This is a genomic window from Persicitalea jodogahamensis, from assembly GCF_014651615.1.
Taxonomy (GTDB): domain Bacteria; phylum Bacteroidota; class Bacteroidia; order Cytophagales; family Spirosomataceae; genus Persicitalea; species Persicitalea jodogahamensis.
In genome coordinates this window covers 2282102-2298396 of sequence record NZ_BMXF01000001.1, presented here as the reverse complement: position 1 = coordinate 2298396, position 16295 = coordinate 2282102, and the positions used below count along the sequence as shown (strand labels likewise).

Genomic DNA, 16295 nt, shown 5'->3' with positions numbered 1-16295 from the left:
CGCGCCGATTAGCTTTGGGCCGTAGGTTGCTCTTTTGATAACGGTAGTTTCCGAATTCCGTCAATCGAGGCAACGTCGTTCTTCACTGACCTTTCTTAACATCTAGCCACCTCTCATGCTGCGCGTTTTTTTCCTTATTCTCCTGGCCACTGCCTCCACTTGCCGGGCGCAAACGCTGACCTCTACCCTACGCGGAAGTGTCAGGGATTTTGACACGAATCAGCCATTGGCCGGTGCGACCATCCAGCTGATCGGGACCGAAAAAGGTACCGTGAGCGATGCGGCAGGCAACTTTCGGTTTGATGAGCTTCCTACGGGGCGATACAATCTGTCGGTCGCGTATCTAGGCTACGAAACCAACCTGATTCCCGAAATCCTGCTGGAATCGGGGAAGGAGAAAGTCGTGGGAGTTTCCTTAAAACAGGCGGGCAAACAACTTGAAGCGGCCATTGTCCGCAGCAACAGGCCCATCGCCTACAACAGCATTCAGACGATCACCCCGGAGCAGACCCTACGCTATGCCGCTACCTACCTCGATCCGGCTAGGCTGGCGGTGTCGTTTCCCGGTGTGGCAACGGCCAACGACCAGGCCAATGGGCTCGTGATCCGTGGCAATACCCCCAACGGCATGCAGTGGCGGCTGGAAGGCGTCGAAATCGTGAATCCCAACCATACCTCCAACGCCGGGACATTCAGCGACCGCGCTACCCAAACGGGTGGCGGCGTGAATATCCTGAGTACCCAGCTGATGGGTGATTCGTATTTTCTGACGGGAGCGTTTCCTGCCGAGTACGGCAACGCGCTTTCGGGCGTGATGGATATGCGGCTGCGCAAGGGCAACGACGAAAAGCAGGAATTCACCGCTCAGGCCGGACTCATCGGTTTTGATCTGGCGGCGGAAGGGCCGTTTTCCAGGAATTCGAAAGCCTCCTATCTTGTCAACTACCGCTACTCCTTCACGGGGCTACTCGGCGCACTGGGCGTCACCTTCGGCGGCGAGGACATTCGGTACCAGGATTTATCCTTCAATCTTTCCTTGCCTACCGAAAAGGCGGGCGAGTTTACCGTTTTTGGCATGGGTGGTGCAAGCAGCAACATCTTTAAAGCCAGCCTCGATACCAGCGAATGGGTTTTTCAAAAGGATGGCTACGACATTGATTTCAGGAGCAAGATGGGTGCCCTGGGCGTAACCCACACCCTGCAACTGAGCAAGAAAACAGGCTTGAAAACGGTGCTGGTCGCATCGGCCCTGGAAAATTCGCGCAACGGCTACCTCCATTCGATCGATGATCCCCGGGAGCGCACTTTGACCGAACAGGATGCCAACCGAAAAACCCGAATTTCTTTTACTACGGCTGTCAGCCATCGGTTGACTTCCAGCAGTCTCGTGAAGGCAGGTACTTTCCTGACTTACCAGGCCGATAGTGTTAAGTCCATTTCGGGTAGCGAAGTAGCGGAAGGCAGACTGCGGGGGTTAATTATACAGCCCTATGTCTCGTGGCAATGGCAGCCAACCCTGCGAATCACGACCGACCTGGGATTGCATTACCTGCATTACACCTACAACAATACCCAATCGCTGGAACCCCGGGCGTCCGTCCGGTTTCAGGCTGATCAGCGGAACTCGTTCAGCCTTTCTTATGGTCTGCACAGCCAGTTGCAGCAGCCTCAGGTGTATCTGTCTTATGTTCGGTCCGGCACCGGACAGCTTCTCCTACCCAATACGGACCTCAGCCCCACCCGTTCGCATCATTTGGTCGGAGGATATCAGTACAGTTTTGGTACTTCCGGCAACCTGAAAGTGGAGGCCTACCTGCAGAATACCTTTAACGTTCCTGTTTATGAAGGAGAGATTGTACCGGATTCTCCCCAGAGTTTGAGTTTTTCAGCGCTCAATCTGGTGGAAGGCTTTGTAAACCTGCCGCTGAAGAATACCGGTACAGGACGCAACTACGGCATTGAGGTCAGCTACAACAAATATCTGACGGACGATTTTTACCTCATGGTGTCGGGCTCGCTTTACGACGCTACCTACGTGGCGGCTGATGGCGTCCGGCGAAATACGCGCTACAACGGAAACCATACGTTCAGTCTGACGAGTGGCCGAGAATTCAGGACGCAAAAAAATGGAATCTGGGGCATCAACACCCGTCTCATCTGGTTGGGCGGCTTCGGCGATACCCCCATCAATGTAGATGCTTCGCGGACGGAGGGCCGCACGATTTACACGTCAGAAGATGCCTTTTCGATCAAAATGAAGGACTACTTCCGGCCTGATTTGCGGATTTACTGGAAGAAAAACCACCCGCGCTACAGCCGTACCATCGCGCTCGACATTCAAAATGTTAGTGGCACCCAGAATCAGGCGTACAGCTACTACGATGCTTTACAACGGCAGTTGGTGCAAAAGTACCAGCTGGGGTTGATACCGATTTTGAGTTATCGCTGGGAATTCTGAGCCAGACGGGTACTTTTCCGGTTTTCGAAAGCAGGTGGTGGGTCAGCCCCCCCTCGGGCCAGTGGTCTTTCTTTAACCTTACCTGGAAACTACCTCACTGATAATCTGTCCCGTACGGCACAAAAAAGACCTGCTTCATTGATTGAAGCAGGTCTAAGCACTACCGTCCCCTCTAAGTTATTACTAATGTTGTCGGCGAACCATAATGGCTTGCCAACAACAGTATCTACGAGGATGACGATGATTTGGATGCGGCGGTTTGCAAATTAATTTGATTTTTTTGCAATAGTTTGTTCCAGAGCGGCCAAAACGCCCTCCATTTCCCAGTGTTTCGATTCTGCCCTGAACTTCTCAAGTTCGTCCGACCGGTCAGCGGAGCCGAGACTGAACTTGGCCCGGACCAGTTGCAGGCGCGCGAGCAGGGCCGGGTACACCAATCCTTCGCTTCGAGTCATTTCGATGGTTTTCTGGAAAGCTCCGGGTTGAAAAGTAGTGCTGAACACACGGTCGCTTTCGGCTTTCACCAGCACGACACCCCAGCGGTAATTGGCCTCCTGCATGGCAGCGATTTTGGTGAGAAGTTTCAGGTTTTTAGCTACCTGCGACTGGATCTGCTTTTGTACGGGATCATCAGCGGAGGCATAGATTTCCAGCCCCGCCAACGACTGGTATATTTTGAAATAGGGATAAGAGAATATGCCTTTCGCTAATCCGGAATATTTTTCGGCCATTTGAAGCATTTGCCAGGCCACGTCGAACTCACCGAGCCAGAAACTACACAGCCCGTAATTGAAATACGCATGAAAAATGGCGGTATGGTCGGCGGAGCTCAGCAACCCGGCGATAGCCTGCTCCCAGTCGAATTCAGGATCGGTATAGTTGGTGTACCTTAACCGCTGCCCCACGTACAGATCAAGTTCGGAGCGTGATTGGGGATGGGGAAGGTTGTGCTGGCGGCAGAAGCTCATGTGCGCCCGTATGCCATCTGTCAGGGCCGACATCTTTCCCCCCAGATACAGGCGGTAGGAATTACTCATGTACAGGTTCCAGCCCGAGTACCATATGTCGCCCTGAGACAGGCCGCGCTGGTAGGTATCGTAGCACTGGTCGATCATCTTCACCACCGGTTCCTTCCAGTGGGCGATAAAGGTGTGATCGATGAATCCCGCCAGGGCCACCAGTTCGTCAGCCTGGTATTTTTCCAGGAGTTTGAGGGCCTGCTTCCCCGTGGCATAGCCGCTCTCAGGCGCATTGAGCGATCCCGCCAGAATCAGGCCATAGGAGCCAAAGCCCGTAATAGACTGCCGGGTGTTGCCAAATCGGGTGTTCAGCTCCACCATCTTGAATATGAGCAGCGGATACGTATCGAGATTGTGCAGAAAGTAAGCCGAAAGCGACGCATTGAGCAGCCGCATGGCCCACTGGCGACGGGTATCGGTCATTTCCGGCCAGTCTGATATGGTGGAAATTTTGCTGTCAGGCAGCAGCATGCGCGATCGCAACGCCGCAAAAACTACCTGCCATTTTCGGGCTTTTCGCGGCAATCGGATTCCCAGCTCAGCAAGCGCCTGGTGGGCCAGGTCGGTCGCTTTGGCCAGTTCGTTCGTGGCGGTATAGCTCATAATCATGGTTTCGAAAACCGCACTCCGCTCCTCCTGGGTGCTGGCTAATTCCATGGCCTTCGTTTCATAAAAAACCGACTCCTTTCCGCGTCCGGTCAAATGGGCCGTTTCGATGAGGATGCGGTACAAGGGCAACGCTTCCGTATTCTGATCTCTGCGTAATTTCTCCCACAAAGCAAGGTACCTGAACGCGTTGTCGAAAGCCGCCGATTGGTAAGCCTTCTGGCCCGCTCTCCGCAAGGCATCGGAAATGGCTGCCGCATCGGGTGAGGCTCCTGCCAGGTCGGAGGCTTTCAGGAAATGGTTGGCCATTTCGAAGAGCCGCTCCTCAGTTTGTGAACCAAACAGCAAACTCCGGCCGATGGAGAAGTGCAACGCCTTCCGTTCTTCCGGCTCGATTTCCTCGTAGAGAGCCTGCTGAATTCGGTCGTGGGCGAAGTGGAAAACGACGTCAGAATGCTCTCTTTCGTACAATTCCGGTACATTTTTGTAATCACTGTGGGCGGGCAGAATCGAGTTGGTCTGCACTGCGGGCCACAATTGCTCATGCAAAATCGAAATTTTCCGTTCCAGCAAAGCGGCGGTTCTTTCCAGACTGAAAGAATTCCCTAGTGCCGACGCGACAGTGAGCGCCCGAATCGTCTCGGGAGCGAGGCTTCGTATTTTTTCCAGAATCACTTTCACCACGTCTTCCGAAATGGCCATTTCTCCGATTTTCTCCAAATTCCATTCCCAGGTGCGATTCTGCGCGTTCAGCCACAGGAGCTTCCGCTCAAACAGAAGATTCAGGAATTGCTCGACGAAAAAGGGATTGCCCTGGGTTTTGGAGAAAACGAGCCGGGAAAGGTCTCTGAGTCTATGATCGTCGGCGGCTTCTCCCCCGCTGAACGTATGCCTGAGCAACTCGTACGCATCGCTTTCGGACAAAGGCCGGAGCTGCATAGTGGCCCGAAAGACCGGCTGATCATCTACGGAACTTTCTTCTGCCGGCGCGCTCCCGGTGAATGGATAAAAGGGATGTGCGGCATCCACCTCGTCGGAGCGGTAGGCGGCCACCAGAAACAAGTGGGTAAGGTTGGGGTTGTCTATGATGCTTTCCAAGAGCCGCAGCGAATCGTCATCGGCCCACTGCAAGTCATCCAGGAACAGCACCAGCGGGTGTGATGGGCCAGCCAGCGCCGAAAAAAAGAGTCCCAGAGCATAGAGCAGCCTGTTTTTCAGTTCCGTTGCACTTGTTTCAGCCGGGTCAGGCGTATCGTCCAGCAGAATTTCCAACTGTGGCACCAGCCGGAGCAGAATGGAATCCATCCCCACCAGTTTTTCACTGAACAGGCGGCGCCACTGCTCCTGCTGAGCGGGCGGCTCATTCGCGACGCTATCGGCCCACTGTTCAATGGCTCTGATCCAGCCGTAGTACGGAATGTTCTGCTGCTGCGGATCATACTTTCCGCTCATGAAAATACCACTGCGTTCGGTTAGGGGGCGGACTGTCTCGTTCACCAGCGTGGACTTGCCCACGCCGCTGAGTCCACCGACGCTGAGGAAAACCTTTTCACCCCGGCTCGTGCGATCGAATAACCCAAGTATCTGTTCCAGTTCCGGCTTGCGCCCCACCATCTTTTGGGAGACATGCAGCCGGGAGGGCATATCCTGAGTACCCAGCGGGAAACTGTCGATTTTCTTGCGCTCCCCCCATTCCCTGCGGCAACGCTGGAGGTCGGCCATCAGCCCCCCCATCGACTGGTAACGCGCTTCGGAATCTTTGGCAGTGAGCTTCGCCACCAGTTCTCCCACCATGGCGGGTATTCCGGGCTGAACCGCATCCACCCGTGGCGGCTCCACGGCGATGTGGTTTCGGATCAGTTCCAGTACGTCGCTGGTCGTGAAAGGAAGTTGCCCGGTCAACATCTCGTAATACACTACCCCCAGCGAGTAGTAGTCGGTGCGGTAATCCACCAGGCGGTTCATCCGCCCCGTTTGTTCCGGTGAAATGTAGTGGCCATGGCCTGCCTGCCAGTCGGTGTCGAACACCGACACCCGGAACGAACGGGCTTTGGTAGCCGTATCGAAATCGACAACCGATGCCCACTTCATGCGGGGATTGATGATAATATTATGGGAAGAGATATCCCGGTGTATGATCGAGCGATCGTGAATGTCCTGCAATTGACGGGCGATTTCAGCCGCGTACTCAAAGAAAAACTCCAACCCGGCATTCCCTTCAGCGATCAGCGTTTTCAATGAGTTGCCGGGGAGATACGTGCGGATAAGTGAAGGTTTGTCATCGATGTACTCTACGGCCAGGGACTTGTAGCGCAGACTGTCTTCCCGCAACAAATTGTATTCATTGTAGATGCCCGAGTAATCTCCACCCTTGGGTGTCTTGACGACCACCTCTTCTGCCGTGTCCTCGCGAGTGGCCCGTTGCACCGTGGTACTGTCACTCTCGTACAGAATTTCTTTGGGGGTAAAGTTTGGCATTTACACAAAAAAAGTTGAATGTGAATGATTAACACCTGCTTGCATGGGACCGCTACTCAAAATTCGGGTAGACGTATTGCTCAAAAAAGGGCTCGATGACTGTTTTGTCCGGCAGTTTTTCAATCACCTGTCCAAAATCCTCTCGTACCGGAACGTTGTACGGCATCGAGTTGGGCAGCGGGTCTGCCATCCAGGCAGAATGAAGGGTAAAGCAGAAGTTGATTTCGGGGTGGTACATGCGGCAGATTGGCCCCTCCGAGATCCGGTCGGCTCGAAAAATCCAGAATTCACCCTGTCTCCCCTGTGCTTTTTGGGCCTGCACACTGCACAAAATATAGCCGTCCAGCCCATAGTCAACACCCGGCGTGGGTACTTTGCGGGGGACAAACTGAATGGTTCGCAGGTAATCTCCAGGCTCGAATTGGTAGTATCCCGTTTCGTTGGAGCGCATCGTATCGGCATTGAGGTAATTCAGGCTGTACGGAATCCCCTTTCTGGTAAGTTCTTTTACCTCAGGGTAAGGGACCAGCCGATTGGGGTAGTCTTTGTAAAGGTCTTCGATAAACTCGGTAAGCATGAGCGGGTCCAGGCCGTTCGACACAAACCAGAGGTGCTCGATCTTATCCACCGCTTTTTCAGCGGAAATAATATCACGATAAGTGTACAAGCCAATGGCCCAGGTATTGAATCCGAGCGACTCACCCTGTTTGGCGGACGTGTCCCCGGTTTCGGCCAGCACGGTCGATTTCTCTTCCAGCAACCGGTTGTTTTCGGCGTCGATCTTCCACTTCCCAAACCGGCTCACGTCCATTGTCCCCAGGGCAAACAAACTCAGCACATCCGGGTCGATGGCTTTTCGCGTGAGAGCCGAAAGATCGTAGGGACGCACCCATTCGGCAATGCACATGGCGGCATTATTCACCGCGTACAGCGTAATTTCCCCATTCGGATTTTCGTAATCGCAGGAAAAGTGGATGGTTTCGATGGGGATCGGCTTGTCCAGTTTGTACGCAACCACCTTTTCCACCTCGTCGGTCAGGTCTTTTCGCCGCACGATGTAGCATTCGGTGTAGGGAAGCATGGTGGTCGCCAGTACTTTCCGGATGAACCGTTCCAGTCCGAGATGTTCGGGGAAAGGATTGTTGATGAGCAGTTCGTTGGAGAACTTGAAGGACGAGTCCTGCAACACAATGTAATCCTTCGTAAGCCCGGTTTGGTGCATGCAGTTCTTGATCTGCAGCTGCTGGCCATACTGGTCGTGAAGCACCCATTTTTTCCAGGGCCCTGTCCCATCGAAACGCATCAGCGTTACGGCCGCACCGGGCGGCGCTCCACCGGCTTCATCCGCTTTTGTTTTTTTGCTGAATATTCGCCGGAAAAAAGCTTGGGCCATCCGCCACAGTTTTTTCAAAAACCCATCCTCCGGTTTGGCGTAGAGTTCCTCATCCAGATTCTCAAAAAAACGGGTCAGCCGATCACGCACCGCATCCTGGTCGGGATTATCCTGATGCCGCTCCATGAGCTCCACCAGCTTTTGCTTGAACAGGGTGTGCGAATTTTTCAGGTGGTGCACCGTCCGTCCGGCCATGACGACCGACTTCTCGATCCGCGAGTAGTTGACGCTGAATAGTTCTTGGCTGCGTGGGTCAAAACAGGGGTGTGCCGTGGTTTCGAAAAGCTCAAAAGCCCAGGGTACTTTGGCCGGAATGCCCGTCATCCATTCGCTGCTGTCGCCGATGGGCGTTATAAGTTGCAGCGATACCGGATCCACGATGTAGGGACGCCCCACGTCGTAAGCCGAAACCAGGGTCGGATTGGCATTACCGAAGCGGGCGGGCGTCACGGCGGTGTTCAGCGGGTTGCGAACGCCGAGCATCAGCGAAAAACGCGATATGCCGAAGTTCCTGAACCTCAGAAAATCAAAGTCCTTGTGGTAGTTTTCTGTCCCCAGCCTTGTGTTCCAATCGGCAAAGTACGACGGAGTCTTCATGATCCGCGTCTTGATCGTGGGCTGGCCGGTGAGGTTAATTTTCAGCACCATGCCGTCGCCGCTCATGATTGCGGAACCGAATTCATGATTGGGCTTACCGTCGGGCAGAAATTCGGGATAGGGAAGGCCGTTGGAGTTGACGCTACCTATCTGGTATACCATGTACACCGTACCAAGCATATCCTCGGGGAATTCCCCGTCCGTAACGACCAGATGGCCGTCCACCTCCTGGGCGGTCGTGTACAGGAGAGGCTCCTGCGTAAAATTTTTCAAAAAAATTGAGAAAGTTTTAATGGGCTGTCTTTATAAGACGTAACACTTTCTAATATACCCTGTCTCCGGAAGGATGGGCTACCTGCCCAAACTACCCTCTTGGATGAAATTCCGTAATCACCTGCCGCAGGTAGTCACGGTCGAGGTGGGTGTATATTTCGGTCGTGATGATGGACTCGTGGCCGAGCATTTCCTGCACGGCCCGCAAACTGGCCCCGCCCTCAATCAGGTGGGTGGCGAACGAGTGCCGGAACGTATGCGGACTGACATTCTTGGCGATCCCTGCCGCCTCGGCGGCCGCTTTCACGACCAGGAAAATCATCACCCGCGTGAGCTGCCCGCCCCGACGGTTGAGAAACACGATGTCCTCGCTTTCTTTCTTGACATCAAGTTGGTTGCGCACCGTTTCGAGGTATATTTCGGTGTACTTGATCGCATCCCGGCCAATCGGTACCAGCCGCACTTTGTCGCCTTTGCCCACAACGCGGATAAATCCAATATCGAAGTAGCAATTGGTGAGCTGCAGACTTGTCAGTTCCGACACACGGAGGCCACAGCTGTAAAGTACCTCCAAAATGGCGCGGTTGCGGGTGCCTTCCGGCGTGGAATGGTCGATGGCCGACAGCATTTGCTCGATCTCGGGATAGGACAGCACATCGGGTAGTTTGCGTGGCAAAGCGGGGGATTCAATCAGTTCGGAAGGGTCTTCCCTGATGAGGTTTTCGAGCAACAGGTACTTGAAGAAAGCTTTGATGCCCGAGAGAAAGCGCGCCTGCGTGTGGGCGGCCAGGCCGAGTTCGGTGAGGTATTTCAGATAGCCCAGCAGGTGGGCTTCGGTAATTTCGGCGGGGCCGGGGAGTTCGTGGAGTTCGGCGTACTCGCGCAGTTTGTCGGCATCGTGGACGTAGGCCTCCACCGAATTGCCCGAAAGCGACCGTTCCAGACGGAGATAATCTTTAAAATGTTTGATGTAGCTTTGCCACATAACTGGCTTTCGGCGTATGGCGCCCGGCTTATATTTCTCGCAAAGACGCAAAGTCGCAAAGAAATTCCTAATGACTATGCGGTTAAAAGTACCATTTCAAAATTTTTGACACCATGAAAAAAATCCTGATTCTTAATGGTCCGAATTTAAATTTGCTGGGAAAGCGCGAGCCCAGTATTTATGGCAGTCAGTCTTTTGAAGACTATTTTGAACTTCTCATAAAGACATTCCCGGAAGCGGAACTGCACTACTTCCAATCGAACCACGAGGGCGAACTACTGGACAAAATCCACGACACCGGCTTTTCATTTGATGGTTTGGTCATCAATGCCGGAGCGTTCACCCATACCTCGGTGGCGCTGGCCGACGCACTCTCGGCCGTACCCATGCCTGCCGTGGAAGTACACATCTCGAACATCCACAAGCGCGAGGCATTCCGCCACCATAGTTTTCTGAGCAGCCGCTGCCACGGGATGATCTGCGGCCTGGGGTTGCAAGGTTACGATTTGGCCATCCGCTACCTGTTAAATCTGAACGCAAAACCCGTCACAATTACTTAATGCCCGGAATTTTCATTTCCGCAGCCGAATCCCGTATTTTGGCCGTTCGCTTTAATTTGAGAAAGGCCCATGCATCGAATTCTGCCCCTTTTTTTCGTTTTACTTCCTCTGTTCGGTTTTGGCCAAAAGTCTGACCGCACAGAAGTTGTCTCGGGTCGGGTGTTGTCCCTGACCGAACAAAAGCCCATCCCGGGTGTCACGGTGCAGGTACTGAATTCGAACCTCGGCACCACCACCGACGAAAACGGTGTTTTCCGACTTAGCCTGGCTACCGGCACGACGCACAAAATCCTGGTCTCCAGCATTGGCTTTTCTTCGAAAACCTTGATTGTCGACGGGCCCTCGGCCGACCTGGCAATTTCGCTGCAACCGGCCCTCATTCAACTCAACGATCAGGTCGTGGTTACGGCGCAGCGCTACGAGACCCGGGCGTTCGACCGTCCGGAAGCCGTGACGGTCGTTACCCGGCGCGACCTGGCCCAAAATTCCCTGCGATCCACGCCCGAAGCGCTGATGGGTCAGTCGGGGGTGTTTTTGCAAAAAACCAACCACGGTGGCGGCTCGCCATTCGTCCGCGGCCTGACCGGGCAACAAACCCTGCTCCTCGTCGACGGCATCCGGCTCAACAACGCCACCTTCCGTTCCGGCCCCAACCAGTACCTCAACACCATCGATCCCTTCCTGCTCGACCGCGTCGAGATCGTGCGGGGTGGCGGGGCCGTGCAGTACGGCAGCGACGCCATGGGCGGCACCATCAACGTGCTGACCGCCTCGCCGCAATTTTCGGAAGGGGTTCAGTTCCACGGTACTGTCCTGGGCAAGCTGACGAGCGGCGGCATGGAGCAGAGCGGACGAGTTTCGCTGGGCGTGAGCGGACCCAAAGCTGCGGTACAGGGCGGGTTTTCCTACCGCAACTTTGGTGATCTTGTGGGCGGGAAAGGCATCGGCAAGCAAGTACCGACCGGCTACGACCAATATTCTTTCGATCTGAAATCCCTTTTTCAGCTCCGCCCCAACCTCCGGCTAACCGTAGCTTTGCAGCATCTCAAACAGGAGGACGTCCCCGTGTTTCACAAAGTTCAGCTTGAAAACTTTGTCCTGAACCGATTCAATCCGCAGACCCGCTCGCTGGTCTACGCCCGGTTGGAAGGCTCCGGAAATAGTCCATGGCTGAAATCATGGCAAATCACCCCGTTGGTCAGCAGAACTGAGGAGGGCCGGCAAAGCCGTAAAAGGACTGCGGAACGCACACTTCTTGAAAAAGATGAGGTACAAACCTACGGCTTGCTAGCTTCCGTCATCTCGCAACCGGGCAAATACTGGACGATCCAAACCGGCGCGGAATGGTACTTCGATCATGTGAATAGCCAGAAGCAGGAAGTTGAACCGATCTGGAGTTCTGCCGGGCCGCAGCCCGTGCAGCGCGGGTTGTATCCCAATAATTCCACGATGAGCAATCTAGCCTTCTATACCCTGCATAGCCTGGAACTTAAAAAACTAACCGCGACGGCCGGCTTGCGGTACAACACGTTTGCCATCACGATTCCCGATGAAAATTTGGGTAGCACCACGCTGACACCCGCCGCCTGGGTGCCCAACGCAGGTCTTTCTTACGCCCTGCTGCCTTCGCTGCGGTTGGTCGGCAATGTCAGCCGCACCTTCCGCGCCCCGAACATTGACGACCTCGGAACCCTGGGCATCGTGGATTTTCGCTACGAAATCCCCAACCAATCCCTGCGTCCCGAACGCGGATTCAGTAAAGAAGTGGGGATAAAGTTAAAAACCGGTGTCGTTGCCGCTTCCCTTTTTGCCTACCACAACCAACTCACCGACCTGATCGACCGCACCAAAACCGACGAGATCCGGCAGGGCTATCCGGTATACCTTAAAGAAAACATTTCCCGGGCCTTCATTCAGGGGCTGGAAGCCGATGCCGAATGGCAAGCCGGGCGCCGGTGGCTGATGGCAGGTTTTGTGAACTACACCTACGGCCAAAATCAATCCAAAAATGAACCTTACCGCCGTATCCCGCCGCTGAATGGCAAACTGCTTCTACGCTATCAGCCCACACCCAAATCCTGGGCGCGGCTGGAATGGTACGCCGCTGCCAAACAGGACCGGCTGGCGGGGGGAGACAAAGATGACAACCGCATCCCGGCAGGAGGCACGCCCGGCTGGCAGGTAGTCAACGCCGCGGCAGGCCACCGATTGGGCCAACTACACCTGAGCACCGAGTTCCAGAATATTTTCAACGAAGCCTACCGGATGCATGGCTCCGGTGTATCGGGCGTTGGCCGGAGCGTGTGGCTGATGGCCCGGTATGCATGGTAGTTGGTGCTCAATCCTTTACGCTGCCGCAGGCTTTCTTTACTGGTACCCCACCACGGTACTTTGTCGTTTTGAAATTTTGCCCCATTTCATTTCGTAGCAAATTTCTGGTTTTCAAACTACTCTATTCATAGCATGGCTATCCAAAAATCCTCCCCTGTATTCACCAACTACCACAGTCATAGCCACTATTGCGATGGGGTTGAGCCGCCTCGGGCGCAGGTAGAGGGGGCTTTGCAGCAGAATGTCGGAGTATTCGGATTCTCCTCCCATGGTCCGGTTGATTTCGTGAATGCGTGGAGTATGCAGGCCGAAAAGCTGGCTGATTATCTGGCGGAAACGAGAGCACTGAAATCAGAGTTTTCTGACAAAATCGAGTTGTACATTGGTCTGGAAATAGATTATCTGCCCGGTTCCTGCGGTCCTTCCACCTACGCCTCTGCGCTGGACTACACCATCGGCTCGGTGCATTACCTGGATAAAAACGAATTAGGAGAACCCTGGGAAATCGACGGCTCTACGGAAAAATTCATGCGGGGCCTGGTCGAAGTACATGGCGGCGACATCCGGAAGGTCATTGGCCTGTATTACGACCGGATCAGGGAAATGCTCACGCTCGATCCACCCGATATTTTAGGGCATCTGGACAAGATAATAATTCACAATCTGCACAACAGCCTTTTCGACGAAAGCGACGACTGGTACCAGAAAGAAATCGACCAAACGCTGGATCTTCTGGCCGAAACCGACTGTGTTCTGGAAGTGAACACCCGCGGACTCTACAAGAAAAATCTGAGCACCTACCCTTCCATGCCCATCGTGGCGAAGGCGTTGGCCAGAAATATTCCCGTGATGATCAATTCCGACAGCCACGCCCCCGCCGAAATCACCGCCCGGCTATCCGACACCGCTTTGCAGCTCAAACAGCTTGGTTTTAAAACCCTGCGAATTCTGCACAACAACGCCTGGCGGGACGTCGCCTTTGACGGGGAAGGTTTATATTTGTGAATGAACCTGACTTCCTTTTATCCTGGTCCTTCCCAACTCTACCCGCAGGTGGAGGGCTACCTGCAGGATGCCTACCGATCGGGTATTCTGAGCATGAACCATCGCTCGGGTAGTTTCATGGACATGCTGGCGAAGACAGTGGCCGACATGCACGTCAAACTGGACATTCCGACAGATTATGAGGTTTACTTTACCTCGTCGGCGACCGAATGCTGGGAGATCGTCTCTCAGTCGTTGGTGCAGAACAGAAGTCTTCACGCCTACAACGGGGCCTTTGGGCAAAAATGGTTCGAGTACGCCAGCCGACTGCACCCTGCATCCGGCCACGCATTCGGGCCGGAGGAGGATCTGAACCTGGAGGGTGGCGATCATGTCAAATCCGCCGAAGTTTTGTGTCTGACGCACAATGAGACCTCCAATGGCACGGCCCTTCCTGCCCGTACTTTGCACAAAATCAGGCAGGAGTTCAAGGGCATTATCGCCGTGGATGCCACCTCTTCCATGGCGGGAGTCGCCCTGCCCTGGTCGGCCGGCGACGTCTGGTTTGCTTCCGTGCAGAAATGCTTCGGTCTGCCGCCCGGTCTGGGGGTACTTGTCGTCTCACCCCGCGCCATCGAGCGGGCCGAGACAATCGGTGAGCGCGACCATTACAATAGTTTGCTTTTCTTGCGGGACAATTTTGTTAAAAACCAAACTCCTTACACGCCCAATACGCTGGGTATTTACTTGCTGGGTCGTGTGCTGGAAGAAGTACCTCCAATAGCGGATACGGCCCTGAATATTGCCCGCCGGGCCCAAGCTTTTTGTCAATTCCTGAATGAGAACTCCTACAAGATCCTGATAAAAAATCCCGAGGTTCGTTCGCCAACGGTACTTACAATCGAGGCAGACGAAAATTTTATAAAGCAATTGAAAGAAAAGGCGAGGGAAGCAGGCATATTGCTGGGGACCGGGTATGGTGCGTGGAAAGCCACCACCTTCCGGATCGCGAATTTCCCGGCCATATCCGATTTGAGTTTTGCACAATTGCAGGATTTTTTAGAAAAAAGTCGTCTCTGACGCAATTTGAGTAAATTCCCTGGGCGTGCTTGCTTTTGGGTATATACCAAATCAAAAATCCGCCCTCACTGTGACCGACGCCATGCTAGAACAATACCAGGCCCAAACCAAGTGCCTGGTTGCCCTTGACTCCATCATTTTCGGATTCGACGGCGAAGAACTTAAACTCCTTCTGGTCAAACGCGGGTTGGAAGAACACGGCGACACCTGGTCGCTGATGGGTGGCTGGCTGCGGCCCCACGAGGACACCGAGGATGCCGCCGCCCGCATTCTGTTCGAGCTGACCGGGCTGAGCGACATCTACCTTGAACAATTACAGGTCTTTGGTGCCCCCTACCGCGACCCCGTCGAGCGGACGGTCTCGATTGCGTATTTCGCACTGATCAACGTGGCCGATTACAAAGATGTCATTTCGCACACCTTTGAAGCCCAATGGTTTTCGACCCAAGAACTACCCACTCTGCTTTTCGACCACGGACGCATGGTGGAGCTGGCCATCGACCGGCTGCGCTACAAAGCCACCCAGCACCCGATCGGTTTTGAACTTCTGCCCGACAAATTCACCATTCCCCAGCTCCAGAAACTGTACGAGGCAATCTTCAACACCGAGTTTGACAAGCGAAATTTCAGCCGCAAAATCCTATCTACCAAGCTTCTTATCAAACTCGACGAGAAACAGAAAGGCTATTCCAAAAAGGGTGCCTATCTCTACAAAGTGGATAAGGATGAATACAGGAAAGTATTCGACACTTTCCTGAATTTCGTCCCGAATGGCTTCATGGCCTGACGGCGCGTTTTCTGTGAGACCACACGGACGATTGTTTGGGTACTACCGGGCTTTTGCTGACCTTTGCCGGCTAATTCAAAAATCTTCGTCCGCATGTTCGATTTTAAAGAAATTGCCTCCGTCACACTCATCCTTTTTTCGGTCATCGACATAGTGGGGGCTGTGCCGGTCATCGTGGATTTGCGCAAGAAAGTCGGGCACATCGAGTCGGAAAAGGCCACGCTGGTGGCGGGCTTCATTATGATCGCCTTTCTGTTTCTGGGTGAGCGTATCCTAAAACTTTTCGGGGTAGATATCGCGTCATTTGCGGCGGCGGGTGCCATCATTATTTTTCTGATCGGCCTGGAAATGATCCTTGGGCGCAATATTTTTAAGCATGGCGACGTGGATACTTCGTCGGCTTCGATCGTACCCATTGCTTTTCCGATTATCGCCGGGGCGGGAACCATGACCACCCTCATCTCGCTGCGCGCGACCTACGAACTGGCCAATGTGCTGGTGGGCGTGTTCGTCAATCTGTTCCTGGTGTATCTGGTCCTCAAATCCTCCGCCTGGATCGAGCGCAAACTGGGCCGGGCGGGCGAAGACATTCTCCGCCGCGTATTCGGCATCATCCTGATTGCCATCGCGGTGAAACTGTTTAAAATGAATTTTATGTAATTGGAGGAGTCATGTTTCAAAGGCGCAAAGTACCAAAGCGACAAAGTAAGCCAACGTATTCAGGCTGACAACGCCCATCTGAAC

At 54.0% G+C, this 16295-nt stretch carries 10 protein-coding genes; 7 read left to right on the top strand and 3 right to left on the bottom strand.

Annotated features, from left to right (window positions below):
• Positions 1–115: 115 nt before the first annotated feature.
• Positions 116–2458 (top strand): TonB-dependent receptor, encoded by a 2343-nt coding sequence (locus IE117_RS09480; protein WP_189564039.1) that lies wholly within the window; start codon positions 116–118, stop codon positions 2456–2458.
• 266 nt (positions 2459–2724) lie between these two features.
• Here IE117_RS09480 and IE117_RS09475 read toward each other — a convergent pair whose 3' ends face one another.
• From IE117_RS09475 to xerD, 3 genes are all read right to left on the bottom strand, one after another.
• Complete coding sequence (locus IE117_RS09475; RefSeq protein WP_189564038.1) at positions 2725–6561, bottom strand: AAA family ATPase; 3837 nt, start codon at positions 6559–6561, stop codon at positions 2725–2727.
• Between the two features lie 52 nt (positions 6562–6613).
• Entirely contained in the window at positions 6614–8824 is a 2211-nt protein-coding gene (locus IE117_RS09470) for a carotenoid oxygenase family protein (RefSeq protein WP_189564037.1), read from the bottom strand.
• 91 nt (positions 8825–8915) lie between these two features.
• Positions 8916–9809: a site-specific tyrosine recombinase XerD gene (xerD, locus tag IE117_RS09465; RefSeq protein WP_189564036.1), complete on the bottom strand. Its 894-nt coding sequence runs from the start codon at positions 9807–9809 to the stop codon at positions 8916–8918.
• Positions 9810–9922: 113 nt separating this feature from the next.
• Between xerD and aroQ the strand changes: the two genes are divergently transcribed.
• The 6 genes from aroQ (at position 9923) to IE117_RS09435 (ending at position 16211) form a co-directional block, all read left to right on the top strand.
• Positions 9923–10369, top strand: a complete 447-nt coding sequence (gene aroQ / locus IE117_RS09460) for a type II 3-dehydroquinate dehydratase (protein ID WP_189564035.1) — start codon at positions 9923–9925, stop codon at positions 10367–10369.
• 69 nt (positions 10370–10438) lie between these two features.
• Positions 10439–12700, top strand: a complete 2262-nt coding sequence (locus IE117_RS09455) for a TonB-dependent receptor (RefSeq protein ID WP_189564034.1) — start codon at positions 10439–10441, stop codon at positions 12698–12700.
• Positions 12701–12832: 132 nt separating this feature from the next.
• Positions 12833–13705, top strand: a complete 873-nt coding sequence (locus tag IE117_RS09450; RefSeq protein ID WP_189564033.1) for a histidinol-phosphatase — start codon at positions 12833–12835, stop codon at positions 13703–13705.
• On the top strand, positions 13706–14764 hold the full coding sequence (locus tag IE117_RS09445) for an aminotransferase class V-fold PLP-dependent enzyme (RefSeq protein ID WP_308439274.1): 1059 nt from the start codon (positions 13706–13708) through the stop codon (positions 14762–14764).
• An 82-nt stretch (positions 14765–14846) separates the two neighbouring features.
• Entirely contained in the window at positions 14847–15551 is a 705-nt protein-coding gene (locus IE117_RS09440; RefSeq protein WP_189564032.1) for an NUDIX hydrolase, read from the top strand.
• Positions 15552–15644: 93 nt separating this feature from the next.
• A complete protein-coding gene (locus IE117_RS09435) occupies positions 15645–16211 on the top strand; it encodes a MarC family protein (protein WP_189564031.1) in 567 nt (188 codons plus the stop codon).
• Positions 16212–16295 lie beyond the last annotated feature (84 nt).